The 19895-nt window shown below is 57.3% G+C and carries 21 protein-coding genes; 14 read left to right on the top strand and 7 right to left on the bottom strand.

Annotated features, from left to right (window positions below):
* The first annotated feature begins 154 nt into the window (after positions 1-154).
* On the top strand, positions 155-598 hold the full coding sequence (locus GXX82_01525; GenBank protein ID NLT21707.1) for an NUDIX domain-containing protein: 444 nt from the start codon (positions 155-157) through the stop codon (positions 596-598).
* Positions 599-1012: 414 nt separating this feature from the next.
* On the opposite strand, the gene GXX82_01520 is transcribed toward GXX82_01525, so the two are convergent.
* Positions 1013-1276: a hypothetical protein gene (locus GXX82_01520; GenBank protein NLT21706.1), complete on the bottom strand. Its 264-nt coding sequence runs from the start codon at positions 1274-1276 to the stop codon at positions 1013-1015.
* Between the two features lie 139 nt (positions 1277-1415).
* Between GXX82_01520 and GXX82_01515 the strand changes: the two genes are divergently transcribed.
* The 11 genes from GXX82_01515 (at position 1416) to GXX82_01465 (ending at position 12055) form a co-directional block, all read left to right on the top strand.
* On the top strand, positions 1416-3077 hold the full coding sequence (locus GXX82_01515; protein NLT21705.1) for a hypothetical protein: 1662 nt from the start codon (positions 1416-1418) through the stop codon (positions 3075-3077).
* Positions 3074-3688, top strand: coding sequence for a cytochrome b (locus GXX82_01510; GenBank protein NLT21704.1), 615 nt, complete (start codon positions 3074-3076; stop codon positions 3686-3688). Before GXX82_01515 ends, GXX82_01510 begins: the two co-directional genes overlap by 4 nt.
* Positions 3689-3754: 66 nt before the next feature.
* Positions 3755-4699: an ArsA family ATPase gene (locus GXX82_01505; GenBank protein NLT21703.1), complete on the top strand. Its 945-nt coding sequence runs from the start codon at positions 3755-3757 to the stop codon at positions 4697-4699.
* 5 nt (positions 4700-4704) lie between these two features.
* The gene (gene rsmD / locus GXX82_01500; GenBank protein NLT21702.1) at positions 4705-5292 is read left to right on the top strand and encodes a 16S rRNA (guanine(966)-N(2))-methyltransferase RsmD; all 588 of its coding nucleotides are present in this window, start codon (positions 4705-4707) and stop codon (positions 5290-5292) included.
* Positions 5289-5777, top strand: coding sequence for a pantetheine-phosphate adenylyltransferase (gene coaD / locus GXX82_01495; GenBank protein NLT21701.1), 489 nt, complete (start codon positions 5289-5291; stop codon positions 5775-5777). Before rsmD ends, coaD begins: the two co-directional genes overlap by 4 nt.
* Positions 5774-7063: a nodulation protein NfeD gene (locus GXX82_01490; GenBank protein NLT21700.1), complete on the top strand. Its 1290-nt coding sequence runs from the start codon at positions 5774-5776 to the stop codon at positions 7061-7063. Before coaD ends, GXX82_01490 begins: the two co-directional genes overlap by 4 nt.
* Positions 7064-7067: 4 nt before the next feature.
* Positions 7068-7823, top strand: a complete 756-nt coding sequence (locus tag GXX82_01485; protein NLT21699.1) for a slipin family protein — start codon at positions 7068-7070, stop codon at positions 7821-7823.
* Positions 7824-7842: 19 nt separating this feature from the next.
* Positions 7843-9030: a D-alanyl-D-alanine carboxypeptidase gene (locus tag GXX82_01480; protein ID NLT21698.1), complete on the top strand. Its 1188-nt coding sequence runs from the start codon at positions 7843-7845 to the stop codon at positions 9028-9030.
* A gap of 22 nt (positions 9031-9052) precedes the next feature.
* Positions 9053-10282, top strand: a complete 1230-nt coding sequence (coaBC, locus tag GXX82_01475; protein NLT21697.1) for a bifunctional phosphopantothenoylcysteine decarboxylase/phosphopantothenate--cysteine ligase CoaBC — start codon at positions 9053-9055, stop codon at positions 10280-10282.
* Between the two features lie 81 nt (positions 10283-10363).
* Entirely contained in the window at positions 10364-11725 is a 1362-nt protein-coding gene (locus GXX82_01470; GenBank protein NLT21696.1) for a PDZ domain-containing protein, read from the top strand.
* Between the two features lie 9 nt (positions 11726-11734).
* Positions 11735-12055 carry a DUF1844 domain-containing protein gene (locus GXX82_01465; GenBank protein NLT21695.1) on the top strand — a complete coding sequence of 107 codons (321 nt, stop codon included), beginning with the start codon at positions 11735-11737 and terminating at the stop codon, positions 12053-12055.
* A gap of 293 nt (positions 12056-12348) precedes the next feature.
* Here the strand turns inward: GXX82_01465 and GXX82_01460 are convergent, their stop codons facing one another.
* The 4 genes from GXX82_01460 to GXX82_01445 all read right to left on the bottom strand — a co-directional run bounded on the left by GXX82_01460 (position 12349) and on the right by GXX82_01445 (position 16484).
* Complete coding sequence (locus GXX82_01460) at positions 12349-13641, bottom strand: adenylosuccinate lyase (GenBank protein NLT21694.1); 1293 nt, start codon at positions 13639-13641, stop codon at positions 12349-12351.
* A gap of 491 nt (positions 13642-14132) precedes the next feature.
* On the bottom strand, positions 14133-14600 hold the full coding sequence (locus GXX82_01455) for a hypothetical protein (GenBank protein ID NLT21693.1): 468 nt from the start codon (positions 14598-14600) through the stop codon (positions 14133-14135).
* 6 nt (positions 14601-14606) lie between these two features.
* The gene (locus GXX82_01450) at positions 14607-15104 is read right to left on the bottom strand and encodes a pyridoxamine 5'-phosphate oxidase family protein (GenBank protein NLT21692.1); all 498 of its coding nucleotides are present in this window, start codon (positions 15102-15104) and stop codon (positions 14607-14609) included.
* A gap of 18 nt (positions 15105-15122) precedes the next feature.
* On the bottom strand, positions 15123-16484 hold the full coding sequence (locus tag GXX82_01445) for a deoxyribodipyrimidine photo-lyase (protein NLT21691.1): 1362 nt from the start codon (positions 16482-16484) through the stop codon (positions 15123-15125).
* 83 nt (positions 16485-16567) lie between these two features.
* Between GXX82_01445 and GXX82_01440 the strand changes: the two genes are divergently transcribed.
* Both GXX82_01440 and GXX82_01435 read left to right on the top strand, forming a co-directional pair.
* Positions 16568-16957 (top strand): pyridoxamine 5'-phosphate oxidase family protein, encoded by a 390-nt coding sequence (locus GXX82_01440; GenBank protein NLT21690.1) that lies wholly within the window; start codon positions 16568-16570, stop codon positions 16955-16957.
* A gap of 3 nt (positions 16958-16960) precedes the next feature.
* Positions 16961-17131 carry a hypothetical protein gene (locus GXX82_01435; GenBank protein NLT21689.1) on the top strand — a complete coding sequence of 57 codons (171 nt, stop codon included), beginning with the start codon at positions 16961-16963 and terminating at the stop codon, positions 17129-17131.
* Positions 17132-17427: 296 nt separating this feature from the next.
* On the opposite strand, the gene GXX82_01430 is transcribed toward GXX82_01435, so the two are convergent.
* Positions 17428-18534: an ABC transporter substrate-binding protein gene (locus GXX82_01430; GenBank protein NLT21688.1), complete on the bottom strand. Its 1107-nt coding sequence runs from the start codon at positions 18532-18534 to the stop codon at positions 17428-17430.
* A 15-nt stretch (positions 18535-18549) separates the two neighbouring features.
* Positions 18550-19836 (bottom strand): molybdopterin molybdotransferase MoeA, encoded by a 1287-nt coding sequence (locus GXX82_01425; GenBank protein NLT21687.1) that lies wholly within the window; start codon positions 19834-19836, stop codon positions 18550-18552.
* Positions 19837-19895: the final 59 nt, after the last annotated feature.

Genomic DNA, 19895 nt, shown 5'->3' with positions numbered 1-19895 from the left:
GGCTTGAGCCGCTTGAACGTCAAAAGAACAGGGTCTGGTGGAATTTCTCTGTCGCGCCCTTCCACTGGAAGGGCTGGTTGATCTCAGCTGCAATGGAGAGAAAAGGGAGACGTATGTGACTGCCCGGGAGGGAAAAAGAAGTGCGGGATTGTTGATGTATCGCCGGCTCGGGGGTGCGGTCGAGGTTTTGCTCATCCATCCCGGGGGGCCTTTCTGGTCCGGGAAGGATGACGGGGCCTGGAGCATCCCGAAAGGGTTGATCGATCCCGGAGAGGACGAACTCCTGGCGGCGATACGGGAATTCGAGGAGGAGACGGGATTCCCCGGGGAAGGCGAGTTTTTCGCCCTGCCGCCGGTCAAGCAGCCAAGCGGGAAGGTGATAGCCGCCTGGGCCTTCGAGGGCGACTGCGACACCACGAAGATGAAAAGCAACCTCTTCTCCATGGAATGGCCGCCGCGTTCCGGCAAGATGGCCGAATTCCCCGAAGCCGACAGGGCCGCCTGGTTCGACCTCCCATCGGCAAAGACAAAGATCATCAAGGGCCAGAGAGCCTTCATCGAAGAACTGGAACGCCTCCTCTCGGTATCCGGGGGGTGAGGTGGGAGCGGGGGAAAGGCTGAAGAACCTTATCTCTCGCCCGCTTCGCTCGAGTTCGCAGAGGTCGCAAAGAGAGACGGAAAAGAGAGAAAAGAATATCCTTATCCTTAAAGAACCTGTCCCCCCTCATCCCCCCTGCAGTCATAGGTCCTATGGGTCTATATATCCTATAGGTCCTATACTCTCTCCTCCAACCCCTATACTACCTCACGCCCCCCACACCTTCTTGTCCCCTCTTCCCCTTGAGTTCCATCTGAAGACAAAACTCTCTTTTTTGCCTCCCGTCGGAGACGGGATGCAAAGACGGCCGGATCCTGGTAGGCTCCGAGATCCGGCCGAATCTTTTCTCTGTGTGCTCTTCTCATTAACCCAGCACCCTCGAGCGAAGCGGGCGTGAGATAAAGTCTTTCGCTTTTACCCCAGGAACTCTTTCAGCAGGGCGTCGATCTGGTCCTGGGAGAGGTTTTCGCTGTCCGAAAGAGAGCTCGCGGGTGCGGCTTCCTGGGGTTCCGGTGTGGTGTTGACGTGGAGTGCCTCGAGGTCGGCCATGAGCTTGTTGAGGTCGGTCTCCTCATTCTGTGCCTCCGCGGTGTCGGCCTGAGGGGCGGGTTGTTCTGTCCCGGCGGGGTCGAGGTTGACAAAGAGCGCGTCGAGATCGGATTGCGAAAGTTCGGCCATAGGTCCTCTGATGCCCCGGCGGGCTATGATGTATTATCGGCAGGACGGGAGAAATATACAGGAGAAATCGGGAAGAATGAACCCGGGTGATTGCATTTCAGGTCTTTTGGAGGTATTATACAGCGGAGTGAACAAGAGAATGAAACGTTTCTTCCTCGCGGCGGTCCTCTCCCTTTTCCTCTTTCCTCTTTGTGGCATGGCACAGGACTGCCTCGACTGTCATGAGAAATACCAGAAAGCAGACCATGGGAAGGTCAAATGCGTTGCCTGTCACAGTGATGCGAAGGACCTGCCTCATCCGGAGAAGCTCAAGAGACCGGAATGCGCGTCCTGTCACGGGGATGCCGTCAAGCAGCATGAGGCGAGCGTTCATTCCGGCAAAGGTCTGAAATGCAAGTCCTGCCACAACGTCCATGCTCCCCGGCAGGAAACGAAGACATGCGCTTCCTGCCACGCGTCCGTGGCCCACAAGAAGCTCCCCTCGGCGCGAAAACACCTCGCCGAGATGAACTGTGTCGGGTGTCACGCAAAGAACGCTCGGGGGCAGATAAACGTCAGGGTGGAGTTGAGGCAATCCATCACCCGGGACGTTCTTGACAAGGACGGGAACCGGTTCGTCGATGAGAAGGAGTGGAAGGATTTTCTCGTCCATTCCCAGTCGGTGGTAGGGGACGGCTACAGGATAAGAAGGTTCTATTCCGCGACGGGCAGCTCCCATGCCGTCGGCCCGACGGCCATATCCTGCAACGGCTGTCATGTAGAGAACAAGGTGTTCCACAAAGCCACCCTGGAGATCAACGCCCGGGGGCAGAAGATCGGCATGGCCCTTGATCCCCACAGTGTTATCCCCCGTCTGCCCATCGTCGATCTGTATCGCCTCACGGCGCATGGGAAAGGCGGAGTGGCGTGTGCCGACTGCCACGTGTCGCAGGAGCGGATAGACGACCATGTCTGCGCGAAATGCCACGACAAGGTCTACAATGTCTACAAGGGGACGAAGCACGCAAAGGGAGGGGCGGCGAAGTGCACCGATTGTCACGATCCCCACAAGGTGAAGGCGTACCGGGAACTGGGTGCGGCGGAGCGGGTGGCTGTGTGCGTGCGCTGCCACGGGGATTACAGGAAGCATCACCGGTGGCTGCCCCACGCGGAACTCCACTTCATGTACCTCGAGTGTTCCACCTGTCACAGCCCGCGCTCGAAAAAGAGCATGGTCTTCAACGTCAACGTCCATGAAAAGGACGGAAGGAGACGTCTTACCCGTGATGATATCACGGCGGCCTTTGGCGGAACGAAACAGACCAAGGACCTTATCGACGCGAACGGCGATGACCGGATAGTCCCCTCGGAGGTCGTTCCTTTCTTCGAAGACCTGGGAAGGACAACAAAAGGTGTGGTGGGGGTCGAAGGATCGATCGTAGTCACCGATATCCACCATGACTACTCGCAGGTGCAGAAGAGGGACAAGGTTTGCACGACATGTCACTCCAATGACGCGCCTTTCTATCAATCCATGTACCTCGTGCTGCCGGAGACGGAGGGTCTCTTCTACATGCCGGTGAAAGGGACGGTCCTCGCGGCCATGCCGTCTTCGATCGCCCTCAATTTCTTCCTCCTCGGCGAGACGAAGGCACGGTGGAGCGATATAAGGGCGCTTGTCGGGGCGCGGGGTGAGGCGCGCGACGAGATCGTGAAGGAACTGGGGTTCAAGTGGATCGATATCGTCGGGGTTTTCCTCTCCATCGCGGTGCTCATTTTTGTTTGCCTCCATATTGTTCTCAGGATGGTGTTCAGACGATGACAAACAACACTGTTCCTCTTCATCCTCTCCTTATCCGCATCTGGCACTGGGCAAACGCCCTTCTCATCTTTATCCTGGTCGTCACGGGGGCTCAGCTGCGGTTCACAGGCCTCGTCATCATACCGGACTACGGGTTGGTGGTGGCCCTGCACAAGTATGCCGGCTACGCCCTGACGGTGTTCTTTCTCTTCTGGATCCTGGCATACGTCATCGCGGGGGGGTTTACGACCCACTACGTCATCGCCCTCAAAGACATACGGTCCATTCCCGGTCAACTGGCCTATTACATCCACGGTCTTTTTCAGGGCAGCGCGAATCCTTTCGTACCCTCACCGGAGTCCAGGTTCAACGCCTTGCAGAAACTCGCCTACTCCTTCATCATGATCATCGCGATGCCGATCATCATCGTGACGGGGATAGTGTTCGGCAACATCATGGATTTTTACGGCATTATCCGCGCCACGGGCGGTATCCGCGTCCTCGATGCCATCCACGTGGTCGTGGGATACATCTTCCTCATCTATCTCATTGTCCACCTCTACATGGCAACCCTGGGCAAGACCCCCTTTTCCCATACAAAGGCGATGTTCACGGGTCACGAGGAAGAATAAGGACCTGAGACGGTCTTCCCCGTCTTCCCTGTCTTTCCGGCGTCAAAGATGGTATGATGTTCGCCTATGGGACTTGCGGGTATCGATGGATCCGGGGTCAAGCTTATCATGGTTGGCGGTAAGGGCGGTGTGGGCAAGACGACGTGCGCGTCGGCGATCGCCCTGAAGATGGCCCGGGACGGGCGGAAGGTGCTCATCATTACGAGCGATCCGGCGCCCTCTCTTTCGGACATCTTCGAAAAAGAGATAGGCGACAGGGAGACCCGTATAGATGACGCCCTCGAGCTTTACGGGCTGGAGGTTTCCTCCGACATCGTCCTTGCACGGTGGAAGGAACGTTTCGGTCCGGAGATCTACGAGGTCGTGTCTTCCTTTGCCAGCGTCGATTACGATTTCGTCGAGTACATAGGCACCGCTCCCGGGATCGAAGAGGAGTACATGCTGAGCTTCATCATGGAACTCGTGGAAGGCGGCAGCTACGATGTCGTCGTGTGGGATACGGCCCCCGCCGGGCACACCCTGAGGCTCCTCAGACTGCCCCAGCTTTTCCTGTCCCACATGGAGGCGGCGACGAAGTTCTACATGAACATGTATGGTTACTTCGAGAAGGTGAAGGATACGATGCGCCTCAAGGAATCGAAGAAGACGCTGCTGCAGATAATTGCAGGCTGGGAGGCCCTTTCCGAGCGTATCGTCGAGTTTATCAGGGACGGGGCGTGCGTGAAGTACCTCATCGTCACCATCCCCGAGGCCCTTGGCGTGAAGATGACGAACCGGGTCATCGGCGAGCTCGAGGACAACCGGCTCGCCGTCGAGAACATCGTCATCAACAACGTGGTGCAGGAGGCCGACTGCGAGTTCCATCGCCTCCGCAAGGCCATGCAGGAACACTATATCGAAGAACTGAGACAGACATACAAGGGCAAGACCCTGACCCTCTTGTATCTTGCGGCCCACGAGATAAAAGGTATGGAAAGGATAGCCGACGTGACGAGGTCGCTCTTCGGATAGGACCCATGGCGACGCTGCGCATAACGGGAGGAAGGCTCAAGGGCGTGTCGATCCGTGTCCTGCCGGGTGACGTGGCCCGGTATACCTCTTCCAAGGTGAGGCAGGCTCTTTTCAACATGATCGGAAGCGTGGACGGCCTGTCCGTCCTCGATCTTTTCGCCGGTTCCGGTTCCTTCTCCATAGAGGCCCTGAGCCGGGGCGCGGCCTCGGCGACACTCGTGGAGGCGAACGGGAAGATGGCGGACCTCATCGGGAAGAACCTTGCCGGAACGGGATTAAATAAGTATTGCCAAGTGTTACATATGGATGTAAGATATGCAGTCCCTTTGCTCTATGGCAGGAAGTGCATGTACGATGTGATCTTCATGGATCCTCCTTACGAAATGGGATATGTGACACGCACAATGACACTTCTTGATAAACATCCACTCGGGAATTCCAATACAATTACCATAGCCGAGTACTCGAGGCGGGAAGGCGACTGCCTGTCCCTTTTTGGGGGATCTGAAGAAGCAAGAACAAGGAAATACGGCGACACGATGATCTCGCTGTTCAGAGGCCCCACAACCCCGTTGTTCAAGGAGAGACCATGAAAGAGACGCTCGCAGTGTACCCCGGTTCATTCGATCCCGTGACCTTCGGCCATCTCGACATCCTCACGAGGGGGCTCGAGCTTTTCGACACGGTCATCATCGCCATCGCATACAATATCGAAAAGCAGGGACTTTTCACATTTGAGGAGCGCAAGGACCTCATCCAGCAGTCCATAAACGGGAACAAGAATGTGATCATCGACAGTTTCGATGGCCTGCTCATCGATTATGTGAAAAAAGTGAACGCCCGTTTCGTCATCAGGGGCCTGCGCGCCATGAGCGACTTTGAGTACGAGTTTCAGATGGCCTCCATCAACAGGACCCTCAATCCCGACATGGATACCCTCTTCATGATGACCAGCAAGGATTATTTCTTCATCAGTTCGAGAACGATCAAGGAAGTCGCCGCGTTCCACGGTTCCGTCTCCAGCTTCGTCCCCGCTCCCGTCGAAAGCCGACTCAAGGAGATCTTTGGAAAGCGATGAAGAGACTGTGCTTCGTCATTGCGCTTATCTGCGCAGTCGTTCTTTTCGCATCACTCTCCCACGCAAAAGATGTGTACACGGTCCGCATACAGGGTGCGATCAACCCGCCTGTGGCGGGGTTCCTCGGAGAATGCATTGAAAAGGCCGGCAAGGCGGATGCCGAGGCCCTTGTCGTTCTCCTCGATACACCGGGGGGACTCGATTCGTCCATGCGGGACATAGTGAAGGGGATAATGGACGCACCCCTTCCCGTCGTCGTCTATGTCGCCCCGCCGGGGGCGAGGGCGGCCTCCGCGGGCGCCATCATCCTTCTGGCATCCCATGTGGCGGCGATGGCCCCCGGGACCAACGCGGGCGCCGCTCACCCTGTCAGCATCGGCAAGGAAAAGACCGACGAAGTGATGATGAAAAAGGTGGTCAGCGACGCGGAAGCCTATTCGAAGAGCATTGCCGCCAGGCGGGGAAGAAACGTTGATTTCGCTGCGAAGGCGGTCACGGAAAGCATCTCGATAACGGCGAGGGATGCCCTGGCGCAAAAGGTCATCGATGTCGTGGCCGATTCCACAGACGACCTCCTGGTACAGATGGACGGCAGGACCGTGGAGACAAGGAAAGGAAAGGTCGTACTGCGCACGAAGGGTGCGAAGAAGACAGAGATCGCAATGCCCTTCAAGTTCCGCTTCCTCGCCTACGTGAGCGATCCCAACGTGGCGTACATACTCATGATGATCGGGATATACGGTATCCTTTTCGAGTTCTACAGCCCGGGCACGATATTCCCCGGTGTCATCGGGGGTATCTCTCTCATCCTCGCTCTCTACGCCTTCCAGGCGATACCCATCAGCTTTGCCGGGCTTGCATTGATCCTCCTGGGTATCGTATTCTTTATCCTGGAGGTCAAGATAGTCAGCCACGGGCTTCTGGGTATCGCAGGCATTGTGTCCGTCGTCATCGGTTCGGTCATGCTCGTCGACCTTCCGGGCAGCCCGCTTGCCATATCCTTCACGACCATCCTCATCGTCGCTGTCATATCGGCGATATTTGTTTTCGGCATCCTCTCTTTTGCCGTAAAGGCCCAGTTGTCCAGGGTGAAGACCGGCTCCGAGGGGCTTCTCGGGGAGACGGGGACAGCGCGGACGAACATAACGGCAGGCGGCAAGGGAAAGGTCATGGTCCACGGTGAGCTCTGGAATGCCCACAGTGACGAGGCGATCGATGAAGGCGAGGAGATCGTGGTCACCGCGATGGAAGGGCTTGTCATCAAGGTAAGAAAAAAGGGAGGGTAAGAGCATGTTTTCCATTCCGATCCTGTTTATCGTCGTTATCGTCGTGTTCTTTCTTTTTAGCGCCATCAAGATATTGAACGAATACGAGAGGGGTGTGATCTTCAGGCTGGGTCGGGTGCTCGGCACGCCGAAGGGGCCGGGTCTCATCATCCTTATTCCGATCATTGACCGCATGGTGAAGGTGAGCCTGCGGACCGTTGTCCTTGACGTACCTCCACAGGATGTCATAACCCGTGACAACGTTTCCATCAAGGTCAACGCCGTCGTCTACTTCCGTGTTGTCGATCCCCTGAAGGCCATCATCGACGTGGAGAACTACCTCTACGCGACGAGCCAGCTTTCCCAGACTACCTTAAGAAGCGTTCTCGGTCAGGCCGAACTCGACGACCTGCTTTCACACAGGGAGCAATTGAACGACAGGCTTCAGGATATTCTCGATACCCATACGGAACCTTGGGGCATAAAAGTCTCCAACGTCGAGGTGAAGAATGTAGATCTGCCTCAGGAAATGCAGCGGGCCATTGCGCGCCAGGCGGAGGCGGAGAGGGAGAGAAGGGCGAAGGTTATCAGCGCCGAAGGTGAATTTCAGGCGGCCACAAAGCTTTCCGAGGCATCGGAGATCCTGTCCCAGAACCCGATGTCTTTGCAGTTGAGGTATCTGCAGACATTGATAGAGATATCAACGGAGAAGAACTCGACCATAATCTTTCCGTTGCCCATAGACCTCATAAAAATGTTTATGGACAAATTGAGCAAGTAGAGTAAGGAACTTGGAGGATATGAAAAAACTATTGGTATTGTTTATCGCCCTATCGTTGTGCCTCGTCAGTTATACGGCAGAGGCCGCGGCCCGGGGGGCCGCCGGGAAGAAAGCGCCGCCGGCGCGGCAGAGCAAGGAGGCCGAGCCTCCCTGCAGGTCCTTTGTCGTTGTCGAGGCCCAGGGCGGCAAGATGATAGACGGGAGCAACATGGACGAAAGGCGGGCTCCCGCGAGCATAACGAAGCTCATGGTGGCCTACGTGGTCATGGGAAGGCTCGCGACGGGCGGCATCAAGCTCACGGACAAGGTGACCGTATCGAAAGAGGCGTCGAAGATCGGCGGAAGCCAGGTCTATCTCAAGGAGGGCGAGGTCTTCACCCTGGAGGACCTCATGAAGGCAATGATGGTCGCTTCGGGCAATGACGCGGCCTATGCCATAAGCGAGTATGTAGCCGGCAGCAAGGATGAGATGGTGAATCTCATGAACGCGCAGGCGAAGACGCTGGGGCTCGCCAATACCGAGTTCCACACGGTTCACGGCCTGCCGCCGGCACAGGGAGAGAAAGAGGACCTGACCTCGTGCAGCGACCTTGCGGTCCTGGCCCGGGAGCTCCTGAAGAACCCCAAGATCCTGGAGTGGACATCCATCCAGAATGACACCTTCAGGGATGGCAAGTTCGTCCTCACAAACACGAATAAGCTCTTGGGGAAATTCGCCGGAGCCGACGGTCTCAAAACGGGCTACTATTCCCAGACGGGATTCAACATCGTGGCCACCGCAAAACGGGGGGACATGAGGTTCATTGCGGTCGTCATGGGAAGTCCCTCGGGAAAGGTGCGCGACAGCTTCGCCATGGAAAAGTTGCAAAAGGCCTTTGCCCGGTATAAAATGATGAACGTTGTGAAAAAAGGGGAAGTGATCGATCAGGACGTTTTTCTCGTCGACGGTAAATACAGAAAAATGAAAGGAGTGACCGAGAAGAGTTTCCTTTACCCGATGGAAGTCGACAAAAAGGGTGCCATCACGCGGGAGATCCTCCTGCCCGAGCGGATAAAGGGGGAAATAAAGGAAGGGCAGAGGCTTGGAGAACTGGTGCTCAAACTGAACGGGCAGGTGATCGGCAAGGTGAACATCGTTTCTCCCGTCTATGTGCCCAAGGCGAATCTCTTCACGAGGTTCATAAGGAGACTGGGTCTCAACATTTAAGATCATGGATACCCAATTCAGCATGTTGCGGAACAAGGAGATCATCGTCGGGATAACCGGCGGCATCGCGGCATACAAGACGGCGGAACTCATCAGGCTCCTCACGAGGCGCGGCGCCAACGTGCACGTTGTCATGACGAAGAATGCCATGCAGTTCGTGACGCCGCTGACCTTCCAGACGCTGTCCGGGAACCCCGTCATCCACGAGATGTTCGAACTCTTCAGGGGTTCCAAGATAGGGCATATCGCTCTTTCCGACATAGCCGATCTTCTCGTGATATCACCGGCGACGGCAAATATCATCGGCAAGATAGCCAATGGAATAGCGGACGATTTTCTTACCACCATGGTCATGGCGACAACAGTGCCCGTCTTTTTCGTGCCCTCGATGAACACCAAGATGTGGTCGAGCAAGATGGTCCAGGCGAACCTCATGAAGCTGAAAGAGGCCGGGTACGAGCTCATGGAACCGGCGAGCGGCGACCTCGCCTGCGGGACCGAAGGCAAGGGGCGCCTTCCGGCGATAGAGGAGATCGTTGAAAGAATAGAGGATATCTTCACCGAGAAGGACCTGCGCTCCGAGCGGATACTGGTGACAGCGGGACCGACGACGGAATACATCGACCCCGTTCGCTGTATAACCAACAGGTCGTCGGGGAAGATGGGCTACGCTATCGCGAAGATGGCCCGCAGGCGCGGAGCCGAGGTGGTCCTCATCACCGGCGAAACGCCCATCCCGGCGCCCCGCGAGGACATCACGATAGAGCGCGTCGTTACGGCTTGCGAGATGAGGGACGCCGTCATGGAGCACCACAGGGACTGCACGGTCGTCATCAAGGCCGCCGCGGTCGCCGACTTCAGGTGCCGGAACGAGAATTGCCAGAAGATCAAGAAGAAGGGCGATACGAACCTGATGACGATCGAACTCGAGAAGAACCCCGATATCATAGCCGAGGTCTGCAGGGTGAAAGGCGACAGAATAGTCGTGGGGTTCGCCGCGGAGACGGAGAATATCATCGAGCATGCCATCGACAAGCTCAGGAGGAAGGACCTGGATCTTATCGTTGCCAACAACGTTGCCCAGCAGGGGATCGGTTTTGGTTCCGAGGAGAATGAGGTGACGATCATTGACCGTTCCGGGGCCACCAAACAGGTGCCGCGGCTGAGCAAGGATGAGATCGCACACATCATCCTCGATTCGGTGAAGAAGCTCATCAAGAAACGCCGCAGGTCCGCGGAGGGTCATTCCTGAGAGGGACGCGTCCTGCGCTGGTCCCTGGTACCATCTATGACGACAGAACCTGCGAAACCATTGTCCGGGAAGAAAGGGAGGATGAAGAGCCTGTACGGGCCGCTCTCGGTCCTCGGCCTCATGGCCTTCTGCCTTCTTGTGCCCGGAGCCGCCCTCGGACAGAGGCAGCTTCAGGTCCAGCAGGACGACAGGGTGGCCGATGTTGTCGAGATGTCGAGCAAGGCGATCGTCAATATCAAGACCGAGGAACTCCTCAAGACAGAGTCGGAAGAGAAGAAATCATCACCATCCCTTTTCAGGAGATATTTTTCCGGCGAGGACGAAGTGGAAGAACTCGTGGAGAATATCGGTTCCGGCGTGGTCCTTGATCCCAAGGGGATTGTGGTCACCAACGAGCATCTCATAGCCCGTGCGATAAACATCAGGGTCAAGTTCATGAACGGAAAGGAATACGAGGCTTACGTGCTCGGCAGTGATCCGGAATACGATATCGCTCTTCTGAAAATAGTGTCCGATAAGACGGATTTTCCCCATCTCACGATCAGGGAAAGGAAGATCCGCGTTGGTGAGAGGGCCATAGTCATCGGGAACCCCTACGGCCTTTCCAGCTCCGTTTCCCTGGGGGTCGTAAGCGCCCTCGGGCGTAACCTGCGGATAGACAACAAGGTCTACGCCAACCTCATCCAGACGGATGCCGCGATCAACCCCGGTAACAGCGGCGGCGCCCTTCTCGGTGTCGACGGTGTCCCCATCGGCATCGTTACGGCCATTTACGGCGAGGGTAAAGGGATAGGGTTTGCCATCCCCATGGATGATGTGATGACCATCCTTTCGGAATTCACCGAGAGCAAGCTGACGCGGCCCATTCTCGGTCTTTTCATCGGGAGACAGAAAGAGGACAAGAAGAACTACCTTCTTGTCGAGCGTGTCATACCGGGGAGTCCCGCAGCGAAATACGGGTTCAATGTGGGGGACAGGATCACGGAGATCAACAGGAGGGTGATCCGGGAATCCCTGAAGATCCAGGTCGCCATCCGTTCCGTGAAGTCGCGGGACACCTTCCCGGTCCGGCTCACCCGCGGCGGCAAGAGATATACGGTCACCATCGACACGGCCGACGTGGAGGAATACTCGCCGCAACCCGTCGACCAGATCCTCTGCGGTATGAAGGTCTCCGACATATCGGGGTACCCCAGGTTGAAATACCGTCTCCGTGACAGGGACGGCGCGGTGGTGGTGAAGGTCTTCCCCGGGAGCATCGCCATGAGGTCGGGTTTGAAGAAGGGCGATGTGATCGTCAGGATCAACAACAATCCGGTGAAGAACCGTAAGGATTTCGACACCTTCATGGTAGAAGGACTCAAGAGGAACTACATCCTTTACCAGGTGAAAAGGGACGACAGTCTCTTCTTCGCCCCGGTAAAGCTTGATACTCTCCTATAGGGGGCTTACATGGCGGAATTGGATGATATCAAGAAAAAGGTGCAGGACGAGGTGGGTACCTGCGAGGCAGCGGAAGAGCATCTTTTTCCCGAACTGAACTTTTCCACGTTCATACTCTCGCTCTCGACATCGGCAATGGTTTGTCTCGGAGAACTGCCGGACCCGATCAGCAACGAAAAGAATACAAACCTCCCCCTGGCGAAGCAGACGATCACGATCATAGAGATCTTGAAGGAAAAGACCAGGGGCAACCTGAACCCCGACGAAGATCGCCTCATCGACGGCATCCTTTACGATCTCCACATACGATACGTAAAAGCGGCTTGTTAAGCAAACCGTTGGAGCCGTTGGAACCGTTGGAGCCGTTAGAACCGTTTAGCAGGTTGCCGATACACGTCCGTTTCCTTTTCAGTTCGCTCGTCATTCCGGCGAAGGCCGGAATCTAGGAAGAACGTTGGGTTAGGAGGAAACTGTCCATCCGGTTTGTGCGGCCTATCAACAGCCGTTCAAGCCGTCTTCATCAAAAAACGGTGTCTGTGTCGGAAGTAGTGTTCGTTGGTGCAAGCCTTCTCGATTCCAACGGTTCCAACTGTTCTAACGGTGCCAACGGTTCTAACCGTCTTTTACCCGTACACTCTCTTGAAAATGGTTTCGATGTGGCGGAAGTAATGTTCGGTGGTGCAGGTTTCTTCGATCTCTTTCGCTGACAGGTGTTTGGCGAGTTCGGTGTCTTTCTTCAATTCCGTGACGAAATCGAGGCCGCCCTCGTAGCAGCGCATGGCCACGCCCTGGGTGACCTTGTATGCCTCCTGCCTCGTGAGGCCTTTCCTGATGAGGGCGATGAGTATCGCCTCCGAGTGATAGAGACCGCGGGTGATGTTGAGGTTCTTCTGCATCTTCTCGGGGTAGACGAGGAGGTTCTTGAAGACGTTCTTCACCCTTTCAAGCATGTAGTCGAGAGCGATCGTGGCGTCGGGGGCCATGACACGCTCCGCCGATGAATGACTGATGTCCCTTTCGTGCCACAGGGGGATGTTCTCCATCGCCGTCACGGCAAAGCCGTGGAGGAGCCGCGCCATACCGCAGAGGTTCTCGGAAGCGATGGGGTTCCTCTTGTGGGGCATCGCGGAGGAGCCCGTCTGTCCCTTGCGGAAGAACTCCTCGGCCTCGCCCACCTCGGTCCGCTGGAGGTTGCGCACCTCCATGGACATCCGCTCGATGGTGGAGCCCGTGAGCGCTATGGCCGTGAAGAACTCCGCGTAGTAGTCACGGGGAATGATCTGCGACGATATGGGGCACACCTTGAGCCCCAGCTTGTCGCACACGTGCTCTTCGACGGAGGGCGGGACATGCGCGTAGGTGCCGACGGCGCCCGATATCTTCCCATGACGGATGCGTTCCTTCGCGGTCCTCATCCTTTCCAGGTTCCGTTTCATCTCGTCGTAGAAATGGGTTATTTTGAGACCGAAAGTGACCGGTTCGGCGTGGATGCCATGGGTCCTGCCGATGGCGGGCATGTCCTTGCAGGCGTATGCCTTCTCCTTGAGGACCTCCATGAGCGCGACCACGTCCTCGATGAGGATGTCCGCCGCCTCGTTGAGAAGGCAGGAGAACGACGTGTCCAGTATGTCCGACGAGGTGACTCCCATGTGGATATACTTGGAAGACGGCCCGACGTACTCCGCGACGTTCTCGATGAAGGCCACCACATCGTGGCGCGTCCGCTCTTCGATCTCGAGCACCCTGGCGACCTCGAAGTTGGCCTTCTCCCTGATGTTCTTCATGTCCTCTTCAGGGATGAGGCCGAGCTCCGTGTACGCCTCGCAGATGAGGACCTCTATGTTGAGCCACGTGCGGTACTTGTTCTCGTCCGTCCAGACCCGAGCCATCCGTTCCCGCGTATACCGTTCGATCATGCCCACTATATAACCCGACGGAAGGAATGATGTCAATTTGAAAACAAGGACATTATCTCTCGCCCGTTCGTCGCGTTCGCTCCTCTCTCAAGACCGCAGAGGACGCAAAGAGAGACGGAAAAGAGAGAAAAGACTGCCGCCGGATCTCGGAGCCTCCCAAAATCCGGCGGCCTTCTCGTCCCGCCGTCCCGGCGGGAGAGAAAAGAGTATCCTTGATTTTTAAACTACCTCTCCCCCTCATCCCCGCTGTAGTCATGAGTCCTATGGGTCCTAATATGTCCTCCATGCTCCAACCCCGATACTACCTCACCCGCCAGACCTTCCTGTCTCCCCTCCCGCATCAGTACCACCCGAAAAGAATCCTCTTTTTTCCCTCCCGCGAAGCGGGATGCAAAGTCGGCCGGATTTTGGAAGGCTCCGAAATCCGGCCGAATCTTTTCTCTGCGATCTCTGCGGGCTTGAGTGAGGAACGAACGGGCGAGAGGCCGCCTTTATTCTTTCGGGAAGAACATCTTCGCCAGGGCGCGGATCATGGGGTGGGAGCGTTTTGAGCGTATGGGTTTCCATTCGTCGTTTATGCCGGGGAGGATCGGCGGGGTGATGTCCGTTATGATGCAGGTGTCGCCGAGTTCACGGTCCTTTGAGTCATAATCGCCCGCGGGCAGGACGCGGCAGCGCATGTTTCGGATGTCTATCTCCGCGAGACAGAGGGAATACCGGTAGGACCTGTATCCCTTGAGGGGAAGGGAGCGAGCCTTGCGCTCCTCGAAGTACCGCCCCATATCATCCTTCTTCTTGAGGACGATGGACAGGAACACGCCGAAGCGAAGGGGCAGTGGACGGTAACAGTCCGGTGAGGCGTAGAGGCCGTTCTCGTCGGCTTCGGTGTCAATGATCTGGTCCAGGTCGCAAAAGACGCTGATGCTTTCGTCCTCAAAGAATGGTTTCCAGTTCCACATGGTCCTTTAGCTCTCCTTGCTTGCCCAGTCTGCCACGGTGACGGTCTGAAAGTGACCCACGTGGACGCAGCTCGTGATGTCGACAACGACGAGCGCCGTCGTGGAAGCGTTCAGGAATTCCTCCAGTTCGGGATGCTTCTTCAGGAATACTCCCGCGTATTCCAGCCATCCCCTGCCGCGGCGGACAGACCGTGCCGTGCCGATGATGGTGATGGCCTGTGTCTCAACGAAGCCCTTCCTCTGATCGGAGCGGTTGTCGATCAAAAGGGCCACATCCCTCGTACCCGTGAGGTTTTTGAACTTCCGGGTGCCCTTCGGTGTTGCGAAAATGACCTGCCTGAGGTCGGGTGTCAGGGCAAAGGAGATGAGGGACGTGTAGGGTTTCCCCCGGTCATCCGTTGCCAGGACCGCGAAGGACTCCTTCCTGTCGAAGGCCTTGAGCCGCCGTGTCACATCCGCGGCGCCTTTCCGTGTCGTGCTCGGTATGGATATCTTCCCCGCCATATCCTGCTCCCTCCCTTTTTAGCCCCGGGTGCCGGACTTGACCGTCTCTATGTAGCGTTTCACGTTGAATTTCGACGCGCACCCATTATAACTCATGTACCGGATTTTTCCAAAGACATTCCGTTCACCCCAGGGCCTGTCGTGCACCGCGCCGATGCTCCAGGCGATGCCCGTGTACCCGTTCGGGTCGCGACCGTCAAGTTCATACCGGTCGTTGAGATAGACCGCCGCCGACATTGCCTCTTCAGGGGAGGCCGTCCATTCCAGTATCTTCTTCGCCCAGTACATCCTCAGATAGCCATGCATCTTTCCCGCCCTTGCCATCTGTGCCTGGGCGGCGTTCCAGAGCTCGTCATGGGTATGCCCCATCTCGAGTTCCCGCAGGGAATAGAGATAAGGTCGTCTGTCGGTCCTGTGGTCGTCGAGGGTCTTCTTTGCCCATTCGGGAAAGGCGTCGAAGCTGTCGTAGTCGGGGGTGTAATGGCAGTAGTTGTCGGCAAGTTCCCTGCGAACGATGTGCTCCTCGAGGAATGCATCCTTCGCCCGGATAGAGGCGGGGCAGTCCCTGACCTCGAGCGCCACCCGCTGGGCCGATATCTGTCCGAAGTGAAGATAGGGTGAGAGGTTGGACTGGCAGTCCCTGACAGGGTCGTTCCTTTCGCTCTCGTATCGGTCGAGCCTCTCCTCGATGAAAGACCGCAGCACGATGCGTGCCTCGTCTTCCCCCGGCAGAACCCGATCGACCTCTTCCACCGAGCGGTCGGTCCTTACGGTCTCAAGCAGGGTTTCCGCATCAACAGTGCTTCCCGTGAGCCCCGAGTCCCAGGGGTGTCTTTGAAGAACGGGCATGTCGTCCAGAAAGACCGGCAGGAGCCGCCGTATCTTTTTCCTTATGGTGTGGGCGCCATATTCGCGCTTATCAGAGGCCGCACGGCAGGGAACGATGTTGTGGGCGTCGACCTCGTACACGGGGACCCTCGTCCTTGGAACCACTGCCTTTTTCCATTGCTTCTTGATACGAAGAGGATCGAAATCGACAACGAGAAAAGAAATGCCGTAGCGCTCGATGAATCCCGGCAGGGTGTCGGCCGGCTCTCCGGTCAGGAGAAAGAAAGGGATGGACAGCTCGCGGAGGCGGTTGGAGACCTTCTCGAGGCCGCGGAGCATGAAACCGTATTGTCTCAGTGTCGCCCCGGGGAAGGAATCGGAGAGACAGAACACGACGACGAGGGGAAGGGCGTGCGCGAGGGCCGTCTCCTGCGCGAAGAGGAGCGCCCAGTTGTCCGCGGTCCGCTGGTCGCGGCTCATCCAGTACGCCACGGGCCCCCGGCCCGGCAGCCCATCCCTGATGCATTCGATCCTTTGCGGCAATACGTCCATCTGTCCCTCCTGTAATTCTATACCAAAGAGCCGGTTCTTTGCTATAATGGGAAAACAGGCAGTAACGAAAGAGAGGAGGACCCATGAAGCTCAGCGAATACTTTGAGAACACTTTGGGAAGGGGCGTTCTTGCCACGGCGGACGCCAAGGGCATCGTTGACGCGGCGGTCTATTCCCGCCCCCATTTCGTCGACGAGGAGACCGCGGTGTGGATAATGACGGACCGGCTGACACACGCCAACCTCCAGTCGAACCCCCATGCCGCCTACATCTTCGCGGAGGCAAAGGAGAACGCCTTCGTGGGGAAGCGTCTCTATTTGACGAAGATCCGTGAAGAGTCGGATCCCGCGAAGATCGAGCAGTTCCGCTGGCGCAAGACATACAGGATCCCGGAGGAACAGAAGGGCGAGAAACGTTTCGTCGTGTACTTCCACATCGACAGGACCCTGCCGCTCATCGGCGATAAGACGTAAGCCGTGAAGGGCCACGACCACGATCACGGGAGGCCGAGCGCGCGGGCCTTCCTGACGAACCTTCACGCCGACATGCCCCTGTGGCGAAAGGTGTGGCTCCTCCTGCGCAACAACACGAAAAAGATCATCACGATGCGCGGGTGCTGCGGTCATCCCGGTGAGCCCGGATGCTGACAGACCGATGACACGTCCACCGGTCGGTGAACGAAGAGTGCGCCCAAAAAGAGATATGGCCGCCCGGCCATATGCACGCGGCGACCACATCCCCAATAGAAAGGATTATGAGAGGAGTAGCGTTATAAAGGGATGAACCTCCTTTGAAGGTTGGTTCCCGTCATATCATCCGGTGTACCCGCGCTTGCCTGTTGTCTTCCGGATTCCCGGACATAATGGATATGTCTTTCAACGATCATATAGTGTTATATACATACGGTAATAACGATGTCAAGCATTTTTTTCTAGACCCACGCTCATCGCCCTGAGACATTTTCCGGGGGGTGTATTAGCTCCAGGGCCTCCTTGCGGGAGAGATCGATACCGAGAAAGAGACGGAAGAAGTCCCGTGTTTCCTTTATGATATCAACTCGGTACAGGTCTGGATGGAGAAGGTTCGTCAGCCATTTGAGGCCGATAAGGCGCATGAAGGAGGGAGGGCGGTCGAACCAGTTGAAAGGCTGTCTCGGTATGAGATAGACCTTCCGTTCCTTTACCGCCCTTACCTGGCTCCACCTGGGATCGGAGAAGACGGTCTTGAAGAAGAGAGGCTCGAAGACGAGGATGACCTCCGGGTCATAGAGCATCACCTGTTCCATGGAGACCTTCTCCATGCCGTAAACATCCTTTGACGGGCAGCGGTGAACGTTGCGACCGCCGGCCAGCCCTATGAGCTCGACGTGCATGGATCCGTGGCACTCGGTGCTGAGCCCGTCCTCCCCCTCGGCATAGTAGACCGTTACCCTCTGTCGCGGCGGTATGGCCTGAACGGTCGCCGACATCCTCGCGATCGTCTTCCGGGCATATTCGCTCAACTCGCGCGCGCGTCCCCGGCGGCCGAGGGCCTCACCAAGGAGAGTGAAGGCCTGGGGATAATCGGAGAGTCTTTCCATTTTCACGCTCACGGCCGGTATGGGAACGCCCCTCAGTGTCTTGTTCGTCCTTGCGTCGACGAAGGAACTGAGGCTCGTTGCAATGATGATCTCGGGATTCACCTTCAGGACCATTTCGATATTCGGCACATTGCCCTGCCCGAACCATCCCCCGAGCACGGGAAGCTGCTGCATGTCCTTCCTGAGGTACCTTTTTTCCCATTCCCTGACGGGTGTGTTCAAGCCCGCGAGGACGCCGGGGTCCATGGCATACAGCATGTACGTGGCCGGCGGTGATGTCGCGTAGGCTCGCCGTATGTGGTCGGGCACGATGACCTTCCTGCCGAATATGTCGATAAGTTCTCTCGCCTGCAGCCCGCCAGCTGGCAAAAATATCGTCAGCGCGGCTACCATGAGCGAACATGCGACCCCGAGAAGCAGATCTGGCAGGGAAGGGGTGTGACCAGCTGTCCAGCGTTTTTTGTATGTCATCACGGCAACCATCCTTCACGCGCAGGGTCCGGGCCGGTACCGGCCCCAGTCGAGGGGCAGGACCCGCACGGCATCTCCCTCCCTTATCGTCGATTCCTCGGGGAGGATCGTCAGCGAATTGGCCATCGCGATCGATGTCAGGTTTGCCTTGTTGCCCCCCGCGTTGATCACGGCCCTGTATTTCCCGTCCCTTTCCTCGAGATATGTCCATCTTACGCAGGGCATGCCCTTCCTGTTGACCGCCGAATTGGCGGCTGTCGCCTCCACGCAAGGGTGGCTTAACCGGGCGAGCCCCTGCATCTTGAGAAGAGCGGGTCTAACGAGGGTCTCGAAATTGATGAGGCAGCCCGCTGGAGAGCCCGAAAGGGCAAATACCGGGATCTCACCGCTTTTGGCCCTCGCGGGAGGTCTGTTGATGAGGGCGAAGACGGCGCCGGCGCCCGGACCCATGTTGATCTGAGAAAAGAGGATCCTCCCGATCCTCCCGAGGATGAGGCGAACAAGGTCGAAGTCGCCATGGGAAATACCGCCGCTCGTGATGATCGCATCGGAATCGAGCCCCTTTCGGAACTTCTCCAGGACGGATGACTCATTGTCGCGCGCAACGCCAAGGATCCTTGCAATCCCGCCATAGTGGCCGACAAGGGAGGCGATCGCAGCGGCGTTGGAATTGTATGTCTTTCCGGGAGACAATTGCTTTTCCGGATCGACCAGTTCATCACCCGTGGCTATTATCGTTACCACGGGACGTCTGATCACGGTGACCCTCGTCTGCCCTATTGAAAGGAGCGCCGAGACCTGCGCGGGCCCGAGAGCCATTCCCCTCAACACCGCCACGGTCCCCTTCTTCACGTTGCTTCCCGCGCGGCGGATGCCGGTCCCTCTCTCCGCGGCGGAGAAGACATTGACCGTCGACGGATTTTCCCGGTTCGGCCCGTTCTTGTCTCCGGGTTCATCCGTGTCCTCGAAAGGGACGACGCAGTCGGCCCCTTCGGGAACCAGGGAACCTGCCATGATCCGGATGGCGGTTCCCGGCCTGACGGTTCTCTTCGTCGACCGTCCCGCTCGGGCGGTGCCGATGATGCCGAGGGTGACAGGGGTATCCCTGCCCGCCGTCAGGAGGTCGGAGCACCTGACGGCATACCCGTCCGGTCCCGCTATGTCGGCCGGGGGCAGATCGATATCGGAAAGGACATCCTGCGCCGCCACCTGACCCGCGCTTTCGAGGATGGCCCGTCTTTCCGGCCTGAGCGCGCTAACGTGGTCGAGCACCATCTCCAGCGCCTTCTCGTAACTGATCATTGTCTCACCTCCCCAGGGTTCGGGCCTCGACGGACATGGGCCGGTACCCCGTTCCTTCG

Origin of the sequence: Syntrophorhabdus sp. (assembly GCA_012719415.1) — a bacterium.
GTDB lineage: Bacteria > Desulfobacterota > Syntrophorhabdia > Syntrophorhabdales > Syntrophorhabdaceae > Delta-02.
Note: the sequence above shows the minus strand (reverse complement) of the source record. Positions and strands in the feature narration are given on the sequence as shown.